The organism is Pseudomonas sp. UME65 (assembly GCF_014170225.1).
Classification (GTDB): domain Bacteria; phylum Pseudomonadota; class Gammaproteobacteria; order Pseudomonadales; family Pseudomonadaceae; genus Aquipseudomonas; species Aquipseudomonas protegens.
The window spans coordinates 66197-90924 of the sequence record NZ_LZZQ01000003.1 but is presented as its reverse complement, the minus strand read 5'-3'; the positions used below and the strand labels follow the sequence as shown (position 1 = coordinate 90924).

The 24728-nt window shown below is 55.1% G+C and carries 23 protein-coding genes, 4 tRNA genes and 2 rRNA genes; all 29 read left to right on the top strand.

The features are described from left to right. Positions 1-174, top strand: a 23S ribosomal RNA gene (locus tag A9971_RS01010); the annotation flags it as partial. 138 nt (positions 175-312) lie between these two features. Next, a 5S ribosomal RNA gene (rrf, locus tag A9971_RS01005) occupies positions 313-428 on the top strand. 168 nt (positions 429-596) lie between these two features. Then, positions 597-1559: a bifunctional biotin--[acetyl-CoA-carboxylase] ligase/biotin operon repressor BirA gene (birA, locus tag A9971_RS01000; RefSeq protein WP_053160208.1), complete on the top strand. Its 963-nt coding sequence runs from the start codon at positions 597-599 to the stop codon at positions 1557-1559. A 163-nt stretch (positions 1560-1722) separates the two neighbouring features. Beyond that, a complete protein-coding gene (locus A9971_RS00995; RefSeq protein WP_161467487.1) occupies positions 1723-2169 on the top strand; it encodes a hypothetical protein in 447 nt (148 codons plus the stop codon). A 142-nt stretch (positions 2170-2311) separates the two neighbouring features. After that, positions 2312-2396 (top strand) — tRNA-Tyr (locus tag A9971_RS00990). Between the two features lie 24 nt (positions 2397-2420). Further along, positions 2421-2494, top strand: a tRNA-Gly gene (locus A9971_RS00985). Between the two features lie 26 nt (positions 2495-2520). After that, positions 2521-2596, top strand: a tRNA-Thr gene (locus tag A9971_RS00980). Positions 2597-2680: 84 nt separating this feature from the next. Then, complete coding sequence (tuf, locus tag A9971_RS00975; RefSeq protein WP_011063776.1) at positions 2681-3874, top strand: elongation factor Tu; 1194 nt, start codon at positions 2681-2683, stop codon at positions 3872-3874. Between the two features lie 54 nt (positions 3875-3928). Next, positions 3929-4004, top strand: a tRNA-Trp gene (locus tag A9971_RS00970). A 45-nt stretch (positions 4005-4049) separates the two neighbouring features. Then, positions 4050-4418 carry a preprotein translocase subunit SecE gene (gene secE / locus A9971_RS00965; RefSeq protein ID WP_011063783.1) on the top strand — a complete coding sequence of 123 codons (369 nt, stop codon included), beginning with the start codon at positions 4050-4052 and terminating at the stop codon, positions 4416-4418. Between the two features lie 9 nt (positions 4419-4427). Further along, positions 4428-4961 carry a transcription termination/antitermination protein NusG gene (nusG, locus tag A9971_RS00960; protein ID WP_002555501.1) on the top strand — a complete coding sequence of 178 codons (534 nt, stop codon included), beginning with the start codon at positions 4428-4430 and terminating at the stop codon, positions 4959-4961. Between the two features lie 118 nt (positions 4962-5079). Then, positions 5080-5511, top strand: coding sequence for a 50S ribosomal protein L11 (rplK, locus tag A9971_RS00955; protein ID WP_003176435.1), 432 nt, complete (start codon positions 5080-5082; stop codon positions 5509-5511). Further along, positions 5511-6206: a 50S ribosomal protein L1 gene (gene rplA / locus A9971_RS00950; RefSeq protein WP_011063782.1), complete on the top strand. Its 696-nt coding sequence runs from the start codon at positions 5511-5513 to the stop codon at positions 6204-6206. Before rplK ends, rplA begins: the two co-directional genes overlap by 1 nt. Positions 6207-6404: 198 nt before the next feature. Further along, the gene (gene rplJ / locus A9971_RS00945; RefSeq protein ID WP_011063781.1) at positions 6405-6905 is read left to right on the top strand and encodes a 50S ribosomal protein L10; all 501 of its coding nucleotides are present in this window, start codon (positions 6405-6407) and stop codon (positions 6903-6905) included. An 80-nt stretch (positions 6906-6985) separates the two neighbouring features. Next, positions 6986-7351: a 50S ribosomal protein L7/L12 gene (rplL, locus tag A9971_RS00940; RefSeq protein WP_011063780.1), complete on the top strand. Its 366-nt coding sequence runs from the start codon at positions 6986-6988 to the stop codon at positions 7349-7351. 221 nt (positions 7352-7572) lie between these two features. Then, positions 7573-11646 (top strand): DNA-directed RNA polymerase subunit beta, encoded by a 4074-nt coding sequence (rpoB, locus tag A9971_RS00935; protein WP_011063779.1) that lies wholly within the window; start codon positions 7573-7575, stop codon positions 11644-11646. 64 nt (positions 11647-11710) lie between these two features. Then, the gene (rpoC, locus tag A9971_RS00930) at positions 11711-15910 is read left to right on the top strand and encodes a DNA-directed RNA polymerase subunit beta' (protein WP_011063778.1); all 4200 of its coding nucleotides are present in this window, start codon (positions 11711-11713) and stop codon (positions 15908-15910) included. Between the two features lie 201 nt (positions 15911-16111). After that, positions 16112-16483 carry a 30S ribosomal protein S12 gene (gene rpsL, locus A9971_RS00925; RefSeq protein WP_003186084.1) on the top strand — a complete coding sequence of 124 codons (372 nt, stop codon included), beginning with the start codon at positions 16112-16114 and terminating at the stop codon, positions 16481-16483. Positions 16484-16594: 111 nt separating this feature from the next. Beyond that, a complete protein-coding gene (gene rpsG, locus A9971_RS00920; RefSeq protein ID WP_007925959.1) occupies positions 16595-17065 on the top strand; it encodes a 30S ribosomal protein S7 in 471 nt (156 codons plus the stop codon). Between the two features lie 30 nt (positions 17066-17095). Then, positions 17096-19243, top strand: coding sequence for an elongation factor G (gene fusA / locus A9971_RS00915; RefSeq protein WP_011063777.1), 2148 nt, complete (start codon positions 17096-17098; stop codon positions 19241-19243). A 34-nt stretch (positions 19244-19277) separates the two neighbouring features. Further along, entirely contained in the window at positions 19278-20471 is a 1194-nt protein-coding gene (gene tuf, locus A9971_RS00910) for an elongation factor Tu (RefSeq protein ID WP_011063776.1), read from the top strand. A gap of 140 nt (positions 20472-20611) precedes the next feature. Further along, on the top strand, positions 20612-20923 hold the full coding sequence (gene rpsJ / locus A9971_RS00905) for a 30S ribosomal protein S10 (protein ID WP_003186070.1): 312 nt from the start codon (positions 20612-20614) through the stop codon (positions 20921-20923). A gap of 80 nt (positions 20924-21003) precedes the next feature. Continuing rightward, the gene (gene rplC / locus A9971_RS00900) at positions 21004-21639 is read left to right on the top strand and encodes a 50S ribosomal protein L3 (protein WP_007924205.1); all 636 of its coding nucleotides are present in this window, start codon (positions 21004-21006) and stop codon (positions 21637-21639) included. Between the two features lie 12 nt (positions 21640-21651). Then, complete coding sequence (gene rplD, locus A9971_RS00895; RefSeq protein WP_007924200.1) at positions 21652-22254, top strand: 50S ribosomal protein L4; 603 nt, start codon at positions 21652-21654, stop codon at positions 22252-22254. Further along, positions 22251-22550, top strand: coding sequence for a 50S ribosomal protein L23 (gene rplW, locus A9971_RS00890; RefSeq protein ID WP_002555488.1), 300 nt, complete (start codon positions 22251-22253; stop codon positions 22548-22550). Before rplD ends, rplW begins: the two co-directional genes overlap by 4 nt. Positions 22551-22564: 14 nt before the next feature. Next, positions 22565-23389, top strand: a complete 825-nt coding sequence (gene rplB / locus A9971_RS00885; RefSeq protein WP_011063775.1) for a 50S ribosomal protein L2 — start codon at positions 22565-22567, stop codon at positions 23387-23389. Positions 23390-23405: 16 nt separating this feature from the next. Beyond that, the gene (rpsS, locus tag A9971_RS00880; RefSeq protein ID WP_002555486.1) at positions 23406-23681 is read left to right on the top strand and encodes a 30S ribosomal protein S19; all 276 of its coding nucleotides are present in this window, start codon (positions 23406-23408) and stop codon (positions 23679-23681) included. A 13-nt stretch (positions 23682-23694) separates the two neighbouring features. Next, a complete protein-coding gene (gene rplV, locus A9971_RS00875) occupies positions 23695-24027 on the top strand; it encodes a 50S ribosomal protein L22 (protein ID WP_003103908.1) in 333 nt (110 codons plus the stop codon). Between the two features lie 13 nt (positions 24028-24040). Beyond that, a complete protein-coding gene (rpsC, locus tag A9971_RS00870; protein ID WP_007924192.1) occupies positions 24041-24727 on the top strand; it encodes a 30S ribosomal protein S3 in 687 nt (228 codons plus the stop codon). Position 24728 lies beyond the last annotated feature (1 nt).

The following is a 24728-nucleotide window of genomic DNA, read 5'->3' as shown; positions in this document are numbered from 1 at the left end:
GGAAAAGATAACCGCTGAAAGCATCTAAGCGGGAAACTTGCCTCAAGATGAGATCTCACTGGAACCTTGAGTTCCCTAAAGGGCCGTCGAAGACTACGACGTTGATAGGTTGGGTGTGTAAGCGCTGTGAGGCGTTGAGCTAACCAATACTAATTGCCCGTGAGGCTTGACCATATAACACCCAAGCAATTTGCTTAAGAAGCGAGTTGCGGTGTGTGAAGACGATACAAACCGAAAGTTTGCGAACACACAAAGCTATTACATACCCATTCGCTGGCACGTTGCACAAGCAACGGACTGGCTACCGAATTTCTTGACGACCATAGAGCGTTGGAACCACCTGATCCCATCCCGAACTCAGAAGTGAAACGATGCATCGCCGATGGTAGTGTGGGGTTTCCCCATGTGAGAGTAGGTCATCGTCAAGATTAAATTCCGAAACCCCAACTGCACATGCAGTTGGGGTTTTGTTTTTGCGCGCAAAAAATGGGTTTGATTTTTTGCTGTCTCGATCGACTTGCTCGTCAGGTGGGGGTTTCTATGCAATAGCGCTGGGCATGGCTATCATGCCTGCCTCATGGTGAGGCGGAAACTGCATGTCGACGTTGTTAGAGCTTCTGAAAGATGGGCGATTTCACTCGGGTCAGGCGCTCGGTCAGGCGCTGGGTGTTAGCCGTAGTGCTATATGGAAGCAGTTACAGCTTCTTGAGGCGGAGTTGGGGCTTGTCATTCATAAGGTGCGAGGCCGCGGTTACCAGCTGGCCACTCCAATCACATTGCTGAGCAGTGCTGAGATAGGCCGCTCCTCTATTTCCAGTGGCTCCTGGGATATCCGAATTCTCGACTCTATCGACTCCACGAATGCACAGGCGCTGCGATCCATTGAAGAAGGGAGTGTGGCTCCTTTTCTTGTGCTAGCTGAGCGCCAGACGGTGGGGCGAGGCCGTCGTGGTCGTAAGTGGGTAAGCCCTTTTGCCGAAAATATCTATTACAGCCTCGTCTTGCGTATGGACGGAGGTCTCCGGCAATTGGAAGGGCTTAGCCTGGTCGTTGGGTTGGCAGTCATGCATACCCTTCGTGAGTATGGAATTCCTGGTGCGGGTTTGAAGTGGCCAAATGATGTTTTGGTTGGTCAGAAGAAGGTCGCGGGGATACTTTTGGAGTTGGTGGGTGATCCTGCGGATGTGTGTCATGTGGTCCTGGGCATTGGGATCAATGTGAATATGCAAAGCGCTGAAGAGATCGATCAGGAGTGGACTTCGGTTAGGTTGGAGTCTGGCAAGGTTATTGATCGCAATCAGCTTGTTGCTCGATTGAATGAGGTTCTTGTGTCTTATCTGGAGCGTCATCGGCTGAATGGCTTCTCCGCGATCCAGGGCGAGTGGGAGCAAGGTCACCTCTGGCAGGGGCGTGCTGTGTCTCTGATCGCGGGCGTAAATAAGATCGATGGTGTTGTGTTGGGTATTGATCGCCAAGGAGCTTTGCGGTTGAGCGTTGAGGGGGAGGAGAAAACGTATAGCGGCGGGGAGCTCAGTCTAAGGTTGCGTGATGGCTCATGAGTTCGGCCATCAATGTGCGCTTGCGCGATCTACGGCTAGGAGGTAGGGGCTGATTCCTTGTGTGGGGTGGGACTTTGAGTGTTGCATCGGTTCCGCAAGATCAGCTTGTACGTGATCCATCTTTTCGAGTTGTTTAAGCCTTGTCCTCTGTCTTGAGGTTTTTATGCGCTGGTTGTTTCTGTTGTTATTGGTCCTCAATTGCTTTTATTACATCTGGCATCAGCAGGAAGCGCCGCTTCGTGCGAAAGAGGTCATGCCTCTCTCGCTCTATCGAGGTACTCAGCAAGATATCCGTTTGTTGAGTGAGTCTTCTGATTCGGTCGAGCGGCGGGATAAGGGTAAGTCAGGGGAGGTTGATGCAAGCTGTCTTTATCTGGGGGGCTTTGCTCGTCGTGATACGGCTCAGATGTTGGAGCAGCGGCTGGTAGGGCTGGGGGCTGATGTCAGGCTGCAGTCCTTGAGTGTTCCTGGTTCTTCTGGTTTTTGGCTTCGTGTGACTCCCGAGAGCAAGCATTTGCTGGATGATATGCAACTGCAGAACCTTGCTAAAGAATTCAATGAGTTAAAACATAAAATAATGCCTTGCGAGGGGGTTGCAACTGTCGAATAGGTTGCATAGAATGGCGCCCGCTCCGCAGCGAAGACTTCACGAAGTCAGCGTCGCGAAGCGAGGTCAACGCAGCTAACCTCAAGATTTTATTGAGAAAATGCTTGACAGAAGGGTGGCATGGTATAGAATGTCGCCTCGCTTAGGAGGGGTTCCCGAGCGGCCAAAGGGATCAGACTGTAAATCTGACGTCTACGACTTCGAAGGTTCGAATCCTTCCCCCTCCACCAGATTTAGCGAGAGCTGCAGGCTCCGCGGGTATAGTTTAGTGGTAGAACCTCAGCCTTCCAAGCTGATGATGCGGGTTCGATTCCCGCTACCCGCTCCAAGTTTGCAGGTTTTGCAAAGTGTTACGCTCTTGTAGCTCAGTTGGTAGAGCACACCCTTGGTAAGGGTGAGGTCAGCGGTTCAAATCCGCTCAAGAGCTCCATATAACAAGGCAGATATGAAAATATCTGCCTTTGTTTTAATGGCTTGGGTGACTTGCTCAATTCTTCTCCTAGGGGTGATTTCGATGGCTAAGGAAAAGTTCGAACGTAATAAGCCGCACGTTAACGTGGGTACTATCGGTCACGTTGACCACGGTAAAACCACTTTGACCGCTGCTCTGACTCGCGTTTGCTCCGAAGTTTTCGGTTCGGCTCGTGTTGACTTCGACAAGATCGACAGCGCCCCAGAAGAAAAAGCTCGTGGTATCACCATCAACACTGCGCACGTAGAGTACGACTCGAACATTCGTCACTACGCGCACGTTGACTGCCCAGGTCACGCCGACTACGTCAAAAACATGATCACTGGTGCTGCCCAGATGGACGGCGCGATCCTGGTTTGCTCGGCTGCCGATGGTCCGATGCCACAAACTCGTGAGCACATCCTGCTGTCCCGTCAGGTAGGCGTTCCGTACATCGTTGTCTTCCTGAACAAGGCTGACATGGTTGACGACGCTGAGCTGCTGGAACTGGTTGAGATGGAAGTGCGCGATCTGCTGAGCACTTACGACTTCCCAGGTGACGACACTCCGATCATCATCGGTTCGGCTCTGATGGCTCTGAACGGCCAAGACGACAACGAAATGGGTACCACCGCTGTTAAGCGTCTGGTAGAAACTCTGGATACCTACATCCCAGAGCCAGAGCGTGCAATCGACAAGCCGTTCCTGATGCCAATCGAAGACGTATTCTCGATCTCCGGCCGTGGCACCGTGGTAACTGGTCGTGTTGAGCGTGGTATCGTTCGCATCCAGGAAGAAGTTGAGATCGTTGGTCTGCGCGACACTCAGAAAACTACCTGCACCGGCGTTGAAATGTTCCGCAAGCTGCTCGACGAAGGTCGTGCTGGCGAGAACTGCGGCGTTCTGCTGCGTGGTACCAAGCGTGATGACGTTGAGCGTGGCCAGGTTCTGGTTAAGCCAGGCACCGTTAAGCCGCACACCAAGTTCACCGCTGAAGTTTACGTTCTGAGCAAGGAAGAAGGCGGTCGTCATACTCCGTTCTTCAAAGGCTACCGTCCACAGTTCTACTTCCGTACTACTGACGTGACTGGTAACTGCGAGCTGCCAGAAGGCGTTGAAATGGTAATGCCAGGTGACAACATCCAGATGACTGTCACTCTGATCAAAACCATCGCGATGGAAGATGGTCTGCGTTTCGCTATCCGTGAAGGCGGTCGTACCGTCGGCGCTGGCGTCGTAGCCAAAGTCATCGAATAAGTTCTTGATATATCTCCATCGGGCCGACATAATGGTCGGCCTGATTTTGTTTTTAGGTCAGTAGCTCAATTGGCAGAGCGACGGTCTCCAAAACCGTAGGTTGGGGGTTCGATTCCCTCCTGACCTGCCAGATTCACTCAATGTGTCTGGCTTTCTTTTCACAGGATCTTCATAGATGACTCCTAAGGCTGAAGCTCAAGGCTCTCGCTTCGATCTGCTCAAGTGGCTGGTTGTTGTTGCCTTGGTGATTGTTGGTGTTGTTGGCAATCAGTACTACTCTGCTTCGCCGATCCTGTACCGCGTCTTGGCGCTACTTGTCATTGCTGCAGTTGCTGCCTTCGTTGGTTTGCAGACTGCCAAGGGTAAGTCGTTCTTTGTCCTGGTTAAGGAGGCGCGCACTGAGATTCGTAAAGTCGTATGGCCAACTCGCCAAGAGACCACGCAGACCACATTGATTGTTGTGGCTGTGGTTCTGGTCATGGCGTTGCTGTTGTGGGGGCTAGATTCCCTGCTCGGCTGGCTTGTTTCCTTGATTGTTGGCTAAGGGTGTCCCGTGGCTAAGCGTTGGTACGTTGTGCATGCTTACTCGGGTTACGAGAAGCATGTAATGCGTTCGTTGATCGAGCGTGTGAAGCTGGCTGGCATGGAAGATGGCTTCGGCGAGATTCTGGTCCCCACTGAAGAAGTGGTTGAGATGCGCAATGGCCAGAAGCGCAAAAGCGAGCGTAAATTCTTTCCAGGCTATGTGCTGGTACAGATGGATATGAACGAGGGTACTTGGCACTTGGTCAAGGATACTCCTCGTGTCATGGGCTTTATTGGTGGTACTGCCGATAAGCCGGCTCCTATCACTGACAAAGAAGCGGAAGCGATTCTGCGTCGCGTTGCTGATGGTAGCGACAAGCCCAAGCCTAAGACCCTGTTTGAGCCGGGTGAGGTGGTCCGTGTTACTGACGGCCCATTCGCTGACTTTAACGGTACGGTTGAAGAAGTTAACTACGAAAAGAGCCGCATTCAGGTGGCAGTGCTCATTTTCGGTCGCTCTACTCCGGTAGAGCTAGAGTTCAGTCAGGTCGAGAAGGCATAGCTGAACGAGAATCCCATACCCCGCAGCCTTAGGCTGTGGGGTTTTGTCGTCACTGGGATAAACGCGCAAGTAACCGGGGAGCCTATCTAGGCGTCTGAACCCGTAATTGGAGTGCCTCATGGCTAAGAAGATTACTGCTTACATCAAGCTGCAAGTTAAGGCCGCTCAGGCCAACCCAAGTCCACCCGTTGGTCCAGCTCTGGGTCAGCACGGCGTGAACATCATGGAGTTCTGCAAAGCTTTCAACGCCCGTACTCAGGGTCTTGAGCCAGGCCTGCCGACTCCTGTGATCATCACTGTTTACAGTGACCGCAGCTTCACTTTCGAAACTAAGAGCACCCCTGCTTCGGTTCTGCTGAAGAAAGCTGCTGGCCTGACCAGCGGTTCCGCTCGTCCAAACACCGTTAAGGTTGGCACTGTTACCCGTGCTCAGCTGGAAGAAATCGCGAAAACCAAAAACGCGGATCTGACTGCAGCTGATATGGATGCAGCCGTGCGTACTATCGCCGGTTCTGCTCGTAGCATGGGCCTTAACGTGGAGGGTGTGTAATGGCTAAGCTGACCAAGCGCCAAAAGGCTATCGCCGGCAAGATTGAAGCAGGCAAGGCCTACAACTTCGTAGAAGCCGCCGCTCTCCTGACCGAGCTGTCGACCGTTAAGTTCAGCGAGTCCGTAGACGTTGCTGTGAACCTGGGCGTAGACCCACGTAAATCTGACCAGGTTGTTCGTAGCGCTACTGTGCTGCCACACGGCACTGGCAAGACTGTACGTGTAGCTGTGTTCACCCAGGGGCCAGCAGCTGAAGCTGCTCTGGCTGCCGGTGCAGACCGCGTAGGTATGGACGATCTGGCTGCCGAAATGAAAGGCGGCGACCTGAACTATGACGTGGTTATTGCTTCCCCGGATGCAATGCGCGTTGTGGGTCAGCTGGGTCAGGTTCTGGGTCCTCGCGGCCTGATGCCTAACCCGAAAGTCGGTACCGTTACTCCAGACGTAGCTTCGGCAGTTAAGAACGCCAAGGCTGGTCAGGTTCGCTATCGCACCGACAAAAACGGCATCATCCACACTTCCGTTGGCAAGGTCGGCTTCGACGCCGTCAAGCTGAAGGAAAACGTTGAAGCCCTGATCGCTGACCTGAAGCGTATCAAGCCAGCTTCTTCGAAAGGCATCTACGTCAAGCGCGTTACCCTGAGCACCACTATGGGCCCAGGTCTGGTCATCGACCAGGGTTCGCTGGACGTATAAGACACAAGCGCGTGCAAGTAATTGCGCGCGCTGAAAAATTGGGGTCCCTGCCTGGCGGGGGCTATCCAAGACCGTAGGCGACGCAAGTCTTAAACCTCAAGCCTACGCAGATGGTGCTCCCGGTTCCTTACCGAATCAGACACCAAAACGACATCCAGCTCCGGTTGGATGAAACGGTAACAAGCAGGAGTTAAACCCGTGGCAATTAAACTCGAAGACAAGAAGGCCATCGTCGCTGAAGTCAACGAGGCTGCCAAAGCCGCTCTGTCCGCTGTCGTGGCTGATGCCCGTGGTGTGACAGTAGGCGCTATGACCGGACTCCGTAAAGAGGCCCGCGAAGCTGGTGTTTATGTACGTGTCGTACGTAACACCCTGCTCAAGCGCGCTGTTGAAGGCACTCAATATGACGTGCTCAACGACGCGTTCGTCGGCCCTACCCTGATTGCATTCTCCAAGGAACATCCGGGCGCTGCCGCTCGTATTTTCAAAGAGTTCGCAAAGGGTCAGGAAAAGTTCGAGATCAAGGCAGCTGCGTTCGAGGGCAAGTACCTCGCAGCAAACGAGATCGACGTGTTGGCTTCGCTGCCAACTCGCGACGAAGCTATTGCGAAGCTGATGAGCGTGATTCAAGGCGCTACCAGCAAGCTGGCTCGTACTCTGGCGGCTATTCGCGACCAGAAAGAAGCTGCTGCTGCCTAAGGCACTGCAAGCCCTTTCAAAATCATATGTTTAATTTGATGGCTGCGTAGGCTGTCACCCCAATACAGGAATTTATAGTCATGTCTCTGACTAACGAGCAAATCATCGAAGCAATCGGCCAGAAAACCGTTCTGGAAGTTGTTGAGCTGATCAAAGCAATGGAAGAAACCTTCGGCGTTACCGCTGCTGTTGCCGCTGCTGGCCCAGCTGCTGCTGCCGCTGTTGTTGAAGAGCAAACTGAATTCAACGTCATGCTGACCGAAGCTGGCGAGAAGAAAGTTAACGTGATCAAGGCTGTACGTGAACTGACCGGTCTGGGCCTGAAAGAAGCCAAGGCTGTAGTTGACGGCGCTCCTGCCATGGTTCTGGAAGCTGTTGCTAAAGAAGCAGCTGACAAAGCCAAAGCAGCTCTGGAAGAAGCAGGCGCTAAAGTCGAGCTCAAGTAAGCATCGACTTTGTGTCTCCAGCCCAAGCGTTAAGCGAACGGCTGATGGCTGGTGGCTCTTGCCACCGGCCTTTTTCCGTTATTGGCGACCGACTGGGTCGGTGCCAGTAACGTGCTGTAGCCCACCCTGTGCGGTGGCGCAAACCAAAGGGTTTGCACGATTTTCTGGCTGCTCCCGTCGGGAGGAGCCGAATAAGCAGGTGACCAAGCTGGGGAACGCTGATGGCTTACTCATATACTGAGAAAAAACGTATCCGCAAGGACTTTAGCAAGTTGCCGGACGTCATGGATGTGCCGTACCTCCTGGCCATCCAGCTGGATTCGTATCGTGAATTCTTGCAAGCGGGAGCGACTAAAGATCAGTTCCGCGACGTGGGCCTGCATGCGGCCTTCAAATCCGTTTTCCCGATCATCAGCTACTCCGGCAATGCTGCGTTGGAGTATGTCGGTTATCGCCTGGGCGAACCGGCGTTTGATGTTAAAGAATGCGTGTTGCGTGGTGTAACTTACGCCGTACCTTTGCGGGTAAAAGTCCGTCTGATCATTTTCGACAAAGAATCGTCGAACAAAGCGATCAAGGACATCAAAGAGCAAGAAGTCTACATGGGTGAAATTCCCCTGATGACTGAGAACGGTACCTTCGTAATCAACGGTACCGAGCGTGTAATCGTTTCCCAGCTGCACCGTTCCCCTGGCGTATTCTTCGACCACGACCGTGGCAAGACGCACAGCTCCGGTAAGCTGCTGTATTCCGCGCGGATCATTCCTTACCGCGGTTCGTGGCTGGACTTCGAGTTCGACCCGAAAGACTGCGTGTTCGTCCGTATCGACCGTCGTCGCAAGCTGCCGGCATCGGTTCTGCTGCGCGCGCTGGGCTATACCACTGAAGAAGTGCTGGACGCTTTCTACACCACCAACGTATTCCACGTGAAAGGCGAGAGCCTGAGCCTGGAGCTGGTGCCTCAGCGCCTGCGTGGTGAGATTGCCGTTCTGGACATCCAGGATGACAAGGGCAAGGTTATTGTCGAGCAGGGTCGTCGTATCACCGCTCGTCACATCAACCAGCTGGAAAAAGCCGGTATCAAAGAGCTGGATGTACCTCTGGACTACGTCCTGGGTCGTACCACCGCCAAGGCTATCGTGCACCCGGCTACCGGTGAAATCCTGGCAGAGTGCAACACCGAGCTGAACACCGAGATCCTGGCGAAAATCGCCAAGGCTCAGGTCGTTCGCATCGAGACTCTGTACACCAACGACATCGACTGCGGTCCGTTCGTCTCTGACACTCTGAAGATCGACTCCACCAGCAACCAATTGGAAGCCCTGGTCGAGATCTATCGCATGATGCGTCCTGGCGAGCCACCGACCAAAGATGCTGCCGAGACTCTGTTCAACAACCTGTTCTTCAGCCCTGAGCGGTATGATCTGTCCGCCGTTGGCCGGATGAAGTTCAACCGTCGTATCGGTCGTACCGAGATCGAAGGTTCCGGCGTTCTGTGCAAAGAAGACATCGTTGCCGTACTGAAGACTCTGGTCGACATCCGTAACGGTAAAGGCATCGTCGACGACATCGACCACCTGGGTAACCGTCGTGTTCGCTGTGTTGGCGAAATGGCCGAGAACCAGTTCCGCGTTGGCCTGGTGCGTGTAGAGCGTGCGGTCAAAGAGCGTCTGTCGATGGCTGAAAGCGAAGGCCTGATGCCGCAAGACCTGATCAATGCCAAGCCAGTGGCTGCGGCAGTGAAAGAGTTCTTCGGTTCCAGCCAGCTGTCCCAGTTCATGGACCAGAACAACCCGCTGTCCGAGATCACCCACAAGCGTCGTGTTTCTGCACTTGGCCCAGGTGGTCTGACCCGTGAGCGTGCAGGCTTCGAAGTCCGTGACGTACACCCGACCCACTACGGTCGTGTATGCCCGATTGAAACGCCGGAAGGTCCGAACATCGGTCTGATCAACTCCCTGGCGGCCTATGCGCGCACCAACCAGTACGGCTTCCTCGAGAGCCCGTACCGTGTGGTGAAAGACGCTCTGGTAACCGACGAGATCGTGTTCCTGTCCGCTATCGAAGAGGCCGATCACGTTATCGCCCAGGCTTCGGCGACGATGAACGACAAAGGTCAGTTGGTCGATGAGCTGGTAGCTGTTCGTCACTTGAACGAATTCACCGTCAAGGCGCCGGAAGACGTCACCTTGATGGACGTTTCGCCGAAGCAGGTAGTTTCGGTTGCAGCGTCGCTGATTCCGTTCCTCGAGCACGACGACGCCAACCGTGCATTGATGGGTTCCAACATGCAGCGTCAGGCTGTACCGACCCTGCGTGCTGACAAGCCACTGGTAGGTACCGGCATGGAGCGCAACGTTGCCCGTGACTCCGGCGTTTGCGTCGTGGCTCGTCGTGGCGGTGTGATCGACTCGGTCGATGCCAGCCGTATTGTGGTTCGTGTTGCTGATGACGAAGTTGAAACCGGTGAAGCCGGTGTCGACATCTACAACCTGACCAAGTACACCCGCTCCAACCAGAACACCTGCATCAACCAGCGTCCGCTGGTGAGCAAGGGTGATCGGGTTCAGCGCAGCGACATCATGGCCGATGGTCCGTCCACCGACATGGGTGAGCTGGCACTGGGTCAGAACATGCGTATCGCGTTCATGGCGTGGAACGGCTTCAACTTCGAAGACTCCATCTGCCTGTCCGAGCGTGTGGTTCAGGAAGACCGTTTCACCACGATCCACATCCAGGAACTGACCTGTGTGGCTCGTGACACCAAGCTTGGCCCAGAGGAAATCACTGCAGACATCCCGAACGTGGGTGAGGCTGCACTGAACAAGCTGGACGAAGCCGGTATCGTTTATGTAGGTGCTGAAGTTGGCGCAGGCGACATCCTGGTGGGCAAGGTCACTCCGAAAGGCGAGACCCAGCTGACTCCGGAAGAGAAACTGCTGCGTGCGATCTTCGGTGAAAAAGCCAGCGACGTTAAAGACACCTCCCTGCGTGTACCTACCGGTACCAAGGGTACTGTTATCGACGTACAGGTCTTCACTCGCGACGGCGTTGAGCGCGATGCTCGTGCACTGTCGATCGAGAAGAGCCAGCTGGACGAGATCCGCAAGGACCTGAACGAAGAGTTCCGTATCGTTGAAGGTGCTACTTTCGAACGTCTGCGTTCCGCTCTGGTCGGCCATAAAGCCGAAGGCGGCGCCGGCCTGAAGAAAGGCCAGGAAATCACCGACGAAGTTCTCGACGGTCTTGAGCACGGCCAGTGGTTCAAACTGCGCATGGCTGAAGATGCTCTGAACGAGCAGCTCGAGAAGGCCCAGGCCTACATCGTTGATCGTCGCCGTCTGCTGGACGACAAGTTCGAAGACAAGAAGCGCAAGCTGCAGCAGGGCGATGACCTGGCTCCAGGCGTGCTGAAAATCGTCAAGGTCTACCTGGCAATCCGTCGTCGCATCCAGCCGGGCGACAAGATGGCCGGTCGTCACGGTAACAAGGGTGTGGTCTCCGTGATCATGCCGGTTGAAGACATGCCGCACGATGCCAATGGCACCCCGGTCGACGTAGTCCTCAACCCGCTGGGCGTACCTTCGCGTATGAACGTTGGTCAGATCCTCGAAACTCACCTGGGCCTCGCGGCCAAGGGGTTGGGCGAGAAGATCAATCGCATGGTCGAAGAGCAGCGCAAGGTCGCAGAACTGCGTACCTTCCTGGACGAGATCTACAACCAGATCGGCGGTCGTAACGAAGACCTGGACAGCTTCTCCGATCAGGAGATCCTGGATCTGGCGAACAACCTGCGCGGCGGTGTTCCGATGGCCACTCCGGTGTTCGACGGTGCCAAGGAAAGCGAAATCAAGGCCATGCTGAAACTGGCAGACCTGCCAGAAAGCGGCCAGATGCAACTGACCGACGGCCGTACCGGCAACAAGTTCGAGCGTCCAGTTACCGTTGGCTACATGTACATGCTGAAACTGAACCACTTGGTAGACGACAAGATGCACGCTCGTTCTACCGGTTCGTACAGCCTGGTTACCCAGCAGCCGCTGGGTGGTAAGGCGCAGTTCGGTGGTCAGCGTTTCGGGGAGATGGAGGTCTGGGCACTGGAAGCATACGGTGCTGCATACACTCTGCAAGAAATGCTCACAGTGAAGTCGGACGATGTGAACGGTCGTACCAAGATGTACAAAAACATCGTGGACGGTGATCACCGTATGGAGCCGGGCATGCCCGAGTCCTTCAACGTGTTGATCAAAGAAATTCGTTCCCTCGGCATCGATATCGATCTGGAAACCGAATAACACGTGACGCGAATCGAGAGCGGGGCAGGATTGCCCGCTCTCTGCTCCGCCAGGAGGAAAGGCCTTGAAAGACCTACTGAATTTGCTGAAAAACCAGGGTCAAGTCGAAGAGTTCGACGCCATCCGTATCGGATTGGCCTCGCCTGAGATGATCCGTTCGTGGTCGTTCGGTGAAGTTAAAAAGCCGGAAACCATCAACTACCGTACGTTCAAGCCTGAGCGTGACGGCCTGTTCTGCGCCAAGATCTTTGGCCCGGTAAAGGATTACGAGTGCCTGTGCGGTAAGTACAAGCGCTTGAAGCATCGCGGCGTGATCTGCGAGAAGTGCGGCGTTGAAGTTGCGCTGGCCAAGGTTCGTCGTGAGCGCATGGCGCACATCGAACTGGCTTCGCCGGTTGCCCACATCTGGTTCCTGAAATCGCTGCCGTCCCGTATCGGCTTGCTGATGGACATGACTTTGCGTGATATCGAGCGCGTTCTCTACTTCGAGAGCTATGTCGTTATCGATCCAGGCATGACCACCCTTGAAAAAGGTCAGCTGCTGAACGATGAGCAGTACTTCGAAGCGCTGGAAGAGTTCGGCGATGACTTCGACGCCCGCATGGGTGCCGAGGCTGTCCGCGAGCTGCTGCACGCTATCGACCTGGAGCACGAGATTGGCCGTCTGCGTGAAGAGATTCCGCAAACCAACTCGGAAACCAAGATCAAGAAGCTGTCCAAGCGTCTGAAGTTGATGGAAGCCTTCCAGGGTTCCGGCAACCTGCCAGAGTGGATGGTGCTGACCGTTCTGCCGGTTCTGCCGCCAGATCTACGTCCACTGGTCCCGCTGGATGGCGGTCGTTTCGCGACTTCCGACCTCAACGATCTGTATCGTCGAGTGATCAACCGTAACAACCGTTTGAAGCGCCTGCTGGATCTGTCCGCTCCGGACATCATCGTGCGCAACGAAAAGCGTATGTTGCAGGAAGCTGTCGATGCACTGCTCGACAACGGTCGTCGTGGCCGCGCTATCACCGGTTCCAACAAGCGTCCTCTGAAATCCCTGGCTGACATGATCAAGGGTAAGCAAGGTCGTTTCCGTCAGAACTTGCTCGGTAAGCGTGTTGACTACTCCGGTCGTTCGGTAATTACCGTAGGTCCGACCCTGCGTCTGCACCAGTGCGGTCTGCCGAAGAAGATGGCTCTCGAGCTGTTCAAACCGTTCATCTTCGGCAAGTTGGAAATGCGTGGCCTGGCCACCACCATCAAAGCCGCCAAGAAGATGGTCGAGCGCGAACTGCCAGAGGTTTGGGACGTTCTCGCTGAAGTGATCCGTGAACACCCGGTTCTCCTCAACCGTGCACCGACCCTTCACCGTCTGGGTATCCAGGCGTTTGAACCGGTACTGATCGAAGGTAAGGCTATCCAGCTGCACCCTCTGGTCTGTGCTGCGTACAACGCCGACTTCGACGGCGACCAAATGGCCGTGCACGTACCGCTGACACTGGAAGCCCAGTTGGAAGCGCGTGCGTTGATGATGTCGACCAACAACATTCTGTCGCCAGCCAACGGTGAGCCAATCATCGTTCCGTCGCAGGACGTTGTATTGGGTCTGTACTACATGACCCGTGAAGCGATCAACGCCAAGGGCGAAGGTCGCGTTTTCGCCGACCTGCAGGAAGTCGACCGCGTATTCCGCGCCGGCGAAGCTGCTCTGCACGCCAAGATCAAGGTTCGCATCAGCGAAACCGTCAATGATCGTGATGGCGGCAGCGTGAGCGCCACCCGTATCGTCGACACCACTGTCGGCCGTGCTCTGCTGTTCCAGGTTGTGCCGAAGGGCCTGTCGTTCGACGTCGTCAATCTGCCGATGAAGAAGAAGGCGATCTCCAAGCTGATCAACCAGTGCTACCGCGTGGTTGGTCTGAAAGAGACCGTGATCTTCGCTGACCAGTTGATGTACACCGGTTTCGCTTACTCGACCATTTCCGGCGTTTCCATCGGTGTTAACGACTTCGTTATCCCGGATGAAAAAGCTCGCATCATCGGTGCTGCCACCGACGAAGTGAAAGAAATCGAGAGCCAGTACGCCTCCGGCCTGGTAACCCAGGGCGAGAAGTACAACAAAGTGATCGACCTTTGGTCGAAGGCCAACGACGAAGTATCCAAGGCGATGATGGCCAACCTCTCGAAAGAGAAGGTCATCGACCGCAATGGCGACGAAGTCGAGCAAGAATCGTTCAACTCGATGTACATGATGGCTGACTCGGGTGCGCGGGGTTCCGCAGCACAGATCCGTCAGCTGGCCGGTATGCGTGGTCTGATGGCCAAGCCGGACGGCTCCATCATCGAAACGCCGATTACTGCGAACTTCCGTGAAGGTCTGAGCGTACTCCAGTACTTCATCTCGACTCACGGTGCTCGTAAAGGTCTGGCGGATACCGCGTTGAAAACTGCGAACTCCGGTTACCTGACTCGTCGTCTGGTGGACGTTGCGCAGGATCTGGTTGTAACCGAGATCGATTGCGGCACCGAACACGGCCTGCTGATGACTCCGCACATTGAAGGCGGCGATGTTGTAGAGCCACTGGGTGAGCGCGTATTGGGTCGTGTTATCGCCCGTGACGTATTCAAGCCGGGTACCGAGGACGTCATCGTTCCTGCTGGCACCCTGGTAGACGAAAAGTGGGTTGAATTCATCGAGCTCAACAGCATCGACGAAGTGATCGTGCGTTCGCCGATCAGCTGCGAAACCCGCTATGGCATCTGCGCCAAGTGCTACGGCCGTGACCTGGCTCGTGGTCACCAGGTGAACATTGGTGAGGCGGTCGGCGTTATCGCTGCCCAATCCATCGGTGAGCCGGGTACCCAGCTGACCATGCGTACGTTCCACATTGGTGGTGCGGCAAGCCGTACTTCCGCAGCCGACAGCGTTCAGGTGAAGAATGGCGGTACCGTCCGTCTGCACAACCTGAAGCACGTTGAGCGTGTGGATGGCCACCTGGTTGCTGTGTCCCGTTCCGGTGAGCTGGCAATCGCTGATGACTTCGGTCGTGAGCGCGAGCGTTACAAGCTGCCGTACGGTGCTGTGATTTCGGTTAAAGAAGGTGACAAGGTCGACGCTGGCGCTATCGTGGCCAAGTGGGATCCGCACACTCACCCGATCGTTACCGAAATGAAAGGTACCGTGACCTACGTGGGCATGGAAGAAGGCATCACGATCAAGCGTCAGACTGACGAATTGACCGGTATGACCAACATTGAAGTGCTTGACGTCAAAGACCGTCCAGCTGCCGGCAAGGACATCCGTCCTGCTGTGAAGATGGTGGGTATGGATGGCAAGGATCTGCTGCTGCCAGGTACCGACGTACCGGCACAGTACTTCCTGCCGGCTAACGCCCTGGTCGGTGTTGCCGACGGTGCGCAGATTGCGATCGGTGATGTTATCGCTCGTATTCCGCAAGAAACTTCGAAGACCCGTGACATCACCGGTGGTCTGCCGCGTGTTGCCGACCTGTTCGAAGCTCGTCGTCCGAAGGAAGCGTCGATTCTGGCTGAAGTCAGCGGCACCATCGCGTTCGGTAAAGAGACCAAGGGCAAGCGCCGTCTGGTCATTACTCCGAACGACGGTAGCGATCCGTATGAAGAGCTGATTCCGAAGTGGCGTCACCTGAACGTCTTCGAAGGCGAACAAGTGAACCGCGGCGAAGTTATCTCCGACGGTCCGAGCGATCCACACGATATCCTGCGTCTGCTGGGTGTCAGTGCGCTGGCCAAGTACATCGTCAACGAGATCCAAGACGTTTACCGTCTGCAAGGCGTGAAGATCAACGACAAGCACATCGAGACCATCCTGCGTCAGATGCTGCGTAAGGTTGAAATCGCCGAGTCCGGCGACTCCAGCTTCATCAAGGGCGACCAGATGGAACTGACTCACGTACTGGTAGAAAACGAGCGTCTGAGCACCGAAGACAAGTTCGTCGCCAAGTTCACCCGCGTACTGCTGGGTATCACCAAGGCGTCCTTGTCCACCGAATCGTTCATCTCGGCGGCCTCTTTCCAAGAGACCACCCGTGTACTGACCGAAGCGGCGGTAACTGGCAAGCGCGACTACCTGCGTGGCCTGAAAGAAAACGTGGTCGTGGGTCGTCTGATCCCGGCCGGTACTGGCTTGGCGTACCACAGCGAGCGTAAGCGTCGTCGTGATGCAGACAAGCCGCTGCGCGTAAGCGCAAGCGAAGTCGAAGCAGCACTGACTGAAGCGCTGAACTCCAGCGGTAATTGAGGTCTGCAGTAGATTGAGACGGGGCCCCGGCTTTTTCGATTGAGAATCAAGACACTTTTTGTCGAGGTTCGCTGATCGGGGAGGCCGGGGCCTTGCCTTGACTGGGGGCAAGATCCTCTTTAGACTCTTGTACCCCTAAATTTGGTGGAGCTCCTGCTCTGCCATTTTGTTTATGTCGAAAGACAACAGTGGAGCTAGTAGATGGCAACTATCAACCAGCTGGTACGTCAGCCGCGTAAGCGTATCGTCGAGAAATCCGACGTGCCTGCGCTGCAGAACTGCCCGCAACGTCGTGGCGTGTGCACTCGCGTGTATACCACTACGCCGAAAAAACCTAACTCGGCACTGCGTAAAGTGTGCCGTGTGCGTCTGACCAACGGTTTCGAGGTTTCCTCGTACATCGGTGGTGAAGGCCACAACCTGCAAGAGCACAGCGTCGTACTGATTCGCGGCGGCCGTGTAAAAGACTTGCCAGGTGTTCGTTACCACACCGTTCGCGGCTCCCTGGATACCTCCGGCGTTAAAGGTCGTAACCAAGGTCGTTCGAAGTACGGTACCAAGCGTCCGAAGTAATCGGTCGTTTTGCAGTTTTTAATTATATTGAGTCGATAAGAGTAAGGTCGGGCACGCGTCCATTGGATCAACTGTCCCGAGCTAACCTGAAGACCGTTTGAGGGCTTATCAATGCCAAGACGTCGCGTAGCAGCCAAACGTGAGATTCTGGACGATCCGAAATACGGAAGCCAGATCCTCGCCAAGTTCATGAACCACGTAATGGAAAGCGGCAAGAAAGCCGTTGCCGAGCGTATCGTTTATGGCGCGCTGGAAAAAGTTAAAGAGCGCAAGAACAGTGATCCCCTGGAAATCTTCGAGAAAGCTCTCGACGCCATCGCTCCGCTGGTCGAAGTGAAGTCGCGCCGTGTAGGCGGTGCTACTTACCAGGTTCCGGTCGAAGTTCGTCCGTCCCGTCGTAACGCTCTGGCAATGCGCTGGTTGGTAGACTTCGCCCGCAAGCGCGGCGAGAAGTCTATGGCTCTGCGTTTGGCTGGCGAACTGCTGGACGCTGCCGAAGGCAAAGGTGCTGCAGTTAAGAAGCGTGAAGACGTTCACCGTATGGCTGAAGCCAACAAGGCTTTCTCGCACTACCGCTTCTAATATCGGCATCATTCATTTTGCGAGGGCTTTATGGCTCGTACTACAGCAATCAACCGCTACCGTAACATCGGTATCTGTGCCCACGTTGACGCGGGCAAGACTACCACTACCGAGCGGATCCTGTTCTACACAGGTCTCAGCCACAAGATGGGTGAGGTGCATGACGGCGCTGCGACCACCGACTGGATGGTGCAGGAGCAGGAGCGCGGTATTACCATTACCTCCGCTGCTGTAACTACCTTCTGGAAAGGTTCGCGCGGCCAATACGATAACTATCGTGTAAACGTTATCGATACCCCTGGCCACGTTGACTTCACCATTGAAGTAGAGCGCTCCCTGCGTGTACTCGACGGCGCGGTCGTTGTGTTCTGCGGTACTTCCGGTGTTGAGCCTCAGTCTGAAACCGTATGGCGTCAAGCCAACAAGTACGGTGTTCCACGTGTTGTTTACGTGAACAAGATGGACCGTGCCGGTGCCAACTTCCTGCGCGTTGTTGGCCAGATCAAGAACCGCCTGGGTCATACCCCGGTTCCGGTCCAGCTGGCTATCGGTGCTGAAGATAACTTCGAAGGTCAGGTTGATCTGATCAAGATGAAGGCTATCTACTGGAACGACGACGACAAGGGTACTACCTATCGCGAGGAAGAAATTCCTGCCGATATGCTGGACCTGGCTAACGAGTGGCGCTCCAACATGGTTGAAGCTGCTGCTGAAGCCAACGAAGAGCTGATGAACAAGTACCTTGAAGAAGGTGACCTGACTGTCGAAGAGATCAAGGCCGGTCTGCGTGCGCGCACCCTGGCTAGCGAGATCGTTCCGGCCGTCTGCGGTTCGTCGTTCAAGAACAAGGGCGTTCCCTTGGTTCTCGATGCCGTTATCGACTTCCTGCCTGCTCCTACCGAGATCCCGGCGATCAAGGGTATCCATCCGGATCTCATCGAGAAGCCGAAGGATGAGCTGGTAGAGGCTGACTACGACGAGCGTCATGCTGACGATGCTGAACCGTTCTCGGCTCTGGCATTCAAGATTGCTACCGACCCGTTCGTTGGTACTCTGACTTTCGTGCGCGTTTACTCGGGCTTCCTGAGCTCGGGCGACTCCGTGATCAACTCGGTCAAGGGCAAGAAAGAGCGCGTTGGTCGTATGGTGCAGATGCACGCCAACCAGCGTGAAGAGATCAAAGAAGTACGTGCAGGCGACATCGCTGCTCTGATCGGCATGAAGGACGTCACCACTGGTGACACTCTGTGCGATCTCGACAAGCAGATCATTCTTGAGCGTATGGACTTCCCTGAGCCTGTAATTTCGGTAGCGGTAGAGCCGAAAACCAAGCAGGACCAGGAAAAGATGGGTATTGCACTGGGCAAGCTGGCTCAGGAAGACCCGTCGTTCCGCGTCAAGACCGACGAAGAGACTGGCCAGACCATCATCTCCGGTATGGGTGAGCTGCACCTGGACATCCTCGTTGACCGCATGAAGCGCGAGTTCAACGTCGAAGCCAACATCGGCAAGCCGCAGGTTTCGTATCGCGAGAAGATCAGCAAGAGCAACGTCGAGATCGAAGGCAAGTTCGTTCGTCAGTCCGGCGGTCGCGGTCAGTTCGGTCACTGCTGGATCCGTTTCTCGGAGCCAGACGTCGATGCGAACGGCAACATCACCGAAGGTCTGGTCTTCACCAACGAGGTTGTTGGTGGTGTGGTTCCTAAGGAATACATCCCGGCTATCCAGAAGGGTATCGAAGAGCAGATGAAGAACGGCGTCGTTGCCGGTTATCCGCTGATCGGCCTGAAGGCTACCGTGTTTGATGGTTCCTACCACGACGTCGACTCCAACGAGATGGCGTTCAAGGTGGCAGCCTCCATGGCGACCAAGCAGCTGGCCCAGAAGGGTGGCGGCGTTGTGCTCGAGCCGATCATGAAGGTTGAAGTTGTAACCCCAGAGGACTACATGGGTGACGTGATGGGTGACCTGAACCGTCGTCGTGGTCTGATTCAGGGTATGGATGACTCGGTGTCCGGCAAGGTTATCCGTGCTGAAGTGCCACTGGGTGAAATGTTCGGTTATGCAACTGACGTTCGTTCCATGTCTCAGGGTCGCGCGAGCTACTCCATGGAATTCTCCAAATACGCCGAAGCTCCGTCGAACATCGTCGAAGCTCTCGTTAAAAAACAAGGCTGATTCAGTCTCCCCTTTAGGCTAGGAGTTAATTGTCGTGGCTAAAGAAAAATTTGAACGTAACAAACCGCACGTCAACGTTGGCACTATCGGTCACGTTGACCACGGTAAAACCACTCTGACCGCTGCTCTGACTCGCGTTTGCTCCGAAGTTTTCGGTTCGGCTCGTGTTGACTTCGACAAGATCGACAGCGCCCCAGAAGAAAAAGCTCGTGGTATCACCATCAACACTGCGCACGTAGAGTACGACTCGAACATTCGTCACTACGCGCACGTTGACTGCCCAGGTCACGCCGACTACGTTAAAAACATGATCACTGGTGCTGCCCAGATGGACGGCGCGATCCTGGTTTGCTCGGCTGCCGATGGTCCGATGCCACAAACTCGTGAGCACATCCTGCTGTCCCGTCAGGTAGGCGTTCCGTACATCGTTGTCTTCCTGAACAAGGCTGACATGGTTGACGACGCTGAGCTGCTGGAACTGGTTGAGATGGAAGTGCGCGATCTGCTGAGCACTTACGACTTCCCAGGTGACGACACTCCGATCATCATCGGTTCGGCTCTGATGGCTCTGAACGGCCAAGACGACAACGAAATGGGTACCACCGCTGTTAAGCGTCTGGTAGAAACTCTGGATACCTACATCCCAGAGCCAGAGCGTGCAATCGACAAGCCGTTCCTGATGCCAATCGAAGACGTATTCTCGATCTCCGGCCGTGGCACCGTGGTAACTGGCCGTGTTGAGCGTGGTATCGTTCGCATCCAGGAAGAAGTTGAGATCGTTGGTCTGCGCGACACTCAGAAAACTACCTGCACCGGCGTTGAAATGTTCCGCAAGCTGCTCGACGAAGGTCGTGCTGGCGAGAACTGCGGCGTTCTGCTGCGTGGTACCAAGCGTGACGACGTTGAGCGTGGCCAGGTTCTGGTTAAGCCAGGCACCGTTAAGCCGCACACCAAGTTCACCGCTGAAGTTTACGTTCTGAGCAAGGAAGAAGGCGGCCGTCATACTCCGTTCTTCAAAGGCTACCGTCCACAGTTCTACTTCCGTACTACTGACGTGACTGGTAACTGCGAGCTGCCAGAAGGCGTTGAAATGGTAATGCCAGGTGATAACATCCAGATGACTGTCACTCTGATCAAAACCATCGCGATGGAAGATGGTCTGCGTTTCGCTATCCGTGAAGGCGGTCGTACCGTCGGCGCTGGCGTCGTAGCCAAAGTCATCGAGTAATCGACGACTCATGAAGAAGCCCCCGCTTGCGGGGGCTTTTTTATTGGGTTGACACTCTGTGGGGCCGTCTATAGAATTGCGCCTCCTTTTAACGGGCGTATTGCGCCCGGTGGGAATAGCAGCCTGGAGTCTGAAATCCAATGCAAAATCAGCAAATCCGTATCAGGTTGAAGGCTTTCGACCATCGCCTGATCGACCAATCCACCCAGGAAATCGTGGAAACCGCGAAACGTACTGGTGCTCAAGTGCGTGGTCCAATTCCACTGCCTACCCGTAAAGAGCGGTTCACCGTTCTGGTCTCCCCGCACGTCAACAAAGACGCGCGTGACCAGTACGAGATCCGTACTCATAAGCGCGTACTGGACATCGTCCAGCCAACGGATAAAACCGTTGATGCTCTTATGAAGCTTGATCTTGCGGCAGGTGTGGAAGTGCAGATCAGCCTCGGCTAAGACTCGGTCTTAGTCGTGTAACGCTCTGAAATGGGCGGCCATAGCGGGTGAAAGCCCCGTACACTCATGAGGTTTACAACATGACTATTGGTGTAGTCGGTCGTAAATGCGGTATGACCCGTATTTTCACCGAAGAAGGTGTCTCCATTCCGGTCACGGTCATTGAGATCGAGCCGAATCGCGTCACCCAGTTCAAAACTGAAGAAACCGATGGCTATCGTGCAGTGCAGGTCACTGTAGGTGAGCGTCGTGCTTCGCGCGTGACTGCTGCTCAAGCAGGTCACTTCGCTAAAGCGAACGTTGCTGCCGGTCGTGGCGTTTGGGAATTCCGTCTTGAAGAAGGCGAGTACCAAGCTGGCGATCTGATCAATGCAGAAATCTTCGCTGCAGGCCAACTGGTAGACGTTACCGGTCAGTCGAAAGGTAAAGGCTTCGCCGGTACCATCAAGCGTTGGAATTTCCGCGGTCAAGATAACACCCACGGTAACTCCGTTTCCCACCGCGTCCCGGGCTCTATTGGCCAGTGCCAGACTCCTGGTCGTGTATTCAAGGGCAAAAAAATGTCCGGTCATATGGGCGCTGAGCGCGTGACCGTGCAGTCCCTGGAAGTAGTGCGCGTCGACGCTGAACGCAATCTGTTGTTGGTCAAGGGTGCTGTTCCTGGCGCTACTGGCGGCAACCTGGTTGTACGTCCGGCGGCCAAGGCTCGCGGTTAAGGGGAAGCTGACATGCAATTAAATGTAAATGACGCTCAAGCGATCGAAGTTTCCGAACTGACATTTGGCGGCGAATTCAACGAGACGCTGGTTCACCAAGCAGTCGTGGCCTACATGGCCGGCGGCCGTCAAGGTAGCAAGCAGCAAAAGACCCGTTCCGACGTTTCCGGTGGCGGCAAGCGCCCATGGCGTCAGAAAGGTACTGGCCGTGCTCGTGCCGGTACTATCCGTAGCCCAATCTGGCGTGGCGGCGGTACCACTTTCGCAGCTCGTCCTCAGGATCACTCCCAGAAGCTGAACAAGAAGATGTATCGCGCAGCAATGCGTTCCATCCTTGCTGAGCTGGTGCGTACTGATCGTCTGGTCGTGGTTCAGGATTTCGCTGTTGAAACTCCGAAAACCAAAGATCTGCTGGGCAAGCTGAACAACATGAGCCTGACCGACGTTCTGATCGTGTCGGACGCTGTTGATCAGAACCTGTACCTGGCTGCTCGTAACCTGCCACACGTTGATGTTCGTGATGTGCAAGGTTCCGATCCAGTTAGTCTGATCGCATACGACAAAGTGTTGATCACTGTGTCGGCCGTGAAGAAATTCGAGGAGCTGCTGGGATGAACCAGGAACGCGTATTTAAAGTTCTGCTTGGCCCGCACGTTTCCGAGAAGGCTACGGTTCTGGCAGACAAGAAAGGCCAGTTCGTTTTCAAGGTTGCTACTGACGCAACCAAGCTGGAAATCAAGAAGGCCGTCGAAAGCCTGTTCAGCGTGAAAGTGGAACGCGTTACTACCCTGAATGTTCTGGGTAAGAGCAAGCGTACCGCTCGCGGTCTGGGCAAGCGTAATGACTGGAAGAAGGCAGTTATCTCCCTTCAGCCAGGCCAAGATCTCGATTTCAGCAGCAGTGCTGAGTAAGGAAGGGGTGCATCATGGCAATCGTTAAATGCAAACCGACTTCCCCTGGCCGCCGTTTTGTGGTCAAGGTGGTCAACCAGGAGCTGCATAAAGGCGCTCCTCACGCACCGCTGCTCGAGAAGAAATCGAAGTCTGGTGGTCGTAACAACAATGGCCGCATTACCACTCGTCACGTTGGTGGTGGTCATAAGCAGCATTACCGTCTGGTCGACTTCCGTCGCAACGACAAAGATGGCATCGCTGCCACTGTCGAGCGTATCGAATACGATCCAAACCGTACTGCTCACATCGCTCTGCTGCTGTACGCAGATGGCGAGCGTCGCTACATCATCGCCCCTAAAGGCGTGAGCGCTGGCGACCAGCTGATCGCAGGTGCTCTGGCACCGATCAAACCGGGCAACGCTCTGCAACTGCGCAACATTCCAGTTGGTAGCACCGTACACGGCATCGAACTGAAGCCAGGTAAAGGCGCGCAAATCGCTCGTTCGGCTGGTGCTTCGGCTCAGCTGGTCGCTCGTGAAGGTGTCTACGTGACCCTGCGTCTGCGTTCTGGTGAGATGCGTAAAGTGCTGGCTGAATGCCGCGCGACCCTGGGCGAAGTCTCGAACTCCGAGCACAGCCTGCGTTCGCTGGGTAAAGCTGGTGCCAAACGCTGGCGTGGCGTTCGCCCAACCGTTCGTGGTGTTGCCATGAACCCGGTTGACCACCCACATGGTGGTGGTGAAGGTCGTACCTCTGGTGGTCGTCATCCGGTATCGCCATGGGGCTTCCCGACTAAGGGCGCGAAGACTCGTGGTAATAAGCGTACCGACAAAATGATCGTCCGTCGTCGCAAGTAAATAGAGGGATACGACAGTGCCACGTTCTCTGAAAAAAGGTCCTTTTATTGATCTTCACCTACTGAAGAAGATCGAAGTGGCGGCGGAAAAGAACGATCGCAAACCAGTTAAGACCTGGTCGCGCCGTTCCATGATCCTGCCACAAATGGTCGGTCTGACCATTGCTGTGCATAACGGTCGTCAGCATGTTCCAGTTCTCGTGAACGAAGACATGGTCGGCCACAAACTGGGCGAGTTCGCCGGTACCCGTACATATCGCGGGCACGTGGCTGACAAGAAAGCCAAGCGTTAAGGGGTAAGGAATGATGGAAGTAGCCGCTAAGTTGTCGGGCGCTCGAATCTCCGCCCAGAAAGCCCGCTTGGTCGCCGACCAGATCCGCGGGAAGAAGGTGGGCGAAGCGCTCAACCTGTTGGCTTTCAGCAGTAAGAAAGCCGCCGAGATCATGAAGAAAGTGCTGGAGTCGGCCGTAGCCAACGCCGAGCATAACGAAGGCGCAGACGTTGATGACCTGAAGGTCTCCACCGTTTTCGTCAACGAAGGGCGTTCGCTGAAGCGCATCATGCCACGTGCCAAAGGCCGTGCTGATCGCATCGTCAAGCGGTCTTGCCATATCACTGTCAAGGTTGCTGACAAGTAACGGAGTCGAAGAGATGGGTCAGAAAGTACATCCCATTGGCATTCGCCTGGGAATCGTCAAGGAGCACACCTCCGTCTGGTACGCAGACGGTCGGACTTATGCGGACTATTTGCTCGCAGATCTGAATGTGCGTGAGTATCTCCAAGACAAACTAAAAAGCGCGTCCGTAAGCCGTATCGATATCCATCGTCCGGCTCAAACTGCACGCATCACCATCCACACCGCTCGTCCCGGCATCGTGATCGGCAAGAAAGGTGAAGATGTTGAGAAGCTGCGTCAGGACCTGACCAAGCAAATGGGTGTGCCTGTGCACATCAATATCGAAGAGATCCGCAAGCCGGAGCTCGACGGTATGCTGGTTGCGCAGAGCGTAGCTCAGCAGCTGGAGCGTCGCGTAATGTTCCGTCGTGCTATGAAGCGCGCCGTACAGAACGCCATGCGCATTGGTGCCAAAGGCATCAAAATCCAAGTGAGCGGTCGTCTCGGCGGTGCTGAAATCGCACGTACTGAATGGTATCGCGAAGGTCGTGTGCCACTGCACACCCTGCGTGCCGATATCGACTATGCCACCTACGAAGCTCACACCACTTACGGTGTGATCGGTGTGAAGGTTTGGATCTTCAAAGGCGAAGTAATTGGTGGTCGCCAAGAAGAGCTGAAGCCGCAAGCACCTGCGCCTCGTAAAAAAGCTGCTAAGTAAG

What these genes read in the sequence shown, in the direction of transcription:
- birA (WP_053160208.1), top strand. Translation starts at nt 597, where the DNA reads ATGTCGACGTTGTTAGAGCTTCTGAAAGATGGGCGATTTCACTCGGGT.
- A9971_RS00995 (WP_161467487.1), top strand. Translation starts at nt 1,723, where the DNA reads ATGCGCTGGTTGTTTCTGTTGTTATTGGTCCTCAATTGCTTTTATTAC.
- tuf (WP_011063776.1), top strand. Translation starts at nt 2,681, where the DNA reads ATGGCTAAGGAAAAGTTCGAACGTAATAAGCCGCACGTTAACGTGGGT.
- secE (WP_011063783.1), top strand. Translation starts at nt 4,050, where the DNA reads ATGACTCCTAAGGCTGAAGCTCAAGGCTCTCGCTTCGATCTGCTCAAG.
- rplK (WP_003176435.1), top strand. Translation starts at nt 5,080, where the DNA reads ATGGCTAAGAAGATTACTGCTTACATCAAGCTGCAAGTTAAGGCCGCT.
- rplA (WP_011063782.1), top strand. Translation starts at nt 5,511, where the DNA reads ATGGCTAAGCTGACCAAGCGCCAAAAGGCTATCGCCGGCAAGATTGAA.
- rplL (WP_011063780.1), top strand. Translation starts at nt 6,986, where the DNA reads ATGTCTCTGACTAACGAGCAAATCATCGAAGCAATCGGCCAGAAAACC.
- rpoB (WP_011063779.1), top strand. Translation starts at nt 7,573, where the DNA reads ATGGCTTACTCATATACTGAGAAAAAACGTATCCGCAAGGACTTTAGC.
- rpsL (WP_003186084.1), top strand. Translation starts at nt 16,112, where the DNA reads ATGGCAACTATCAACCAGCTGGTACGTCAGCCGCGTAAGCGTATCGTC.
- rpsG (WP_007925959.1), top strand. Translation starts at nt 16,595, where the DNA reads ATGCCAAGACGTCGCGTAGCAGCCAAACGTGAGATTCTGGACGATCCG.
- fusA (WP_011063777.1), top strand. Translation starts at nt 17,096, where the DNA reads ATGGCTCGTACTACAGCAATCAACCGCTACCGTAACATCGGTATCTGT.
- rpsJ (WP_003186070.1), top strand. Translation starts at nt 20,612, where the DNA reads ATGCAAAATCAGCAAATCCGTATCAGGTTGAAGGCTTTCGACCATCGC.
- rplC (WP_007924205.1), top strand. Translation starts at nt 21,004, where the DNA reads ATGACTATTGGTGTAGTCGGTCGTAAATGCGGTATGACCCGTATTTTC.
- rplD (WP_007924200.1), top strand. Translation starts at nt 21,652, where the DNA reads ATGCAATTAAATGTAAATGACGCTCAAGCGATCGAAGTTTCCGAACTG.
- rplW (WP_002555488.1), top strand. Translation starts at nt 22,251, where the DNA reads ATGAACCAGGAACGCGTATTTAAAGTTCTGCTTGGCCCGCACGTTTCC.
- rplB (WP_011063775.1), top strand. Translation starts at nt 22,565, where the DNA reads ATGGCAATCGTTAAATGCAAACCGACTTCCCCTGGCCGCCGTTTTGTG.
- rplV (WP_003103908.1), top strand. Translation starts at nt 23,695, where the DNA reads ATGGAAGTAGCCGCTAAGTTGTCGGGCGCTCGAATCTCCGCCCAGAAA.
- rpsC (WP_007924192.1), top strand. Translation starts at nt 24,041, where the DNA reads ATGGGTCAGAAAGTACATCCCATTGGCATTCGCCTGGGAATCGTCAAG.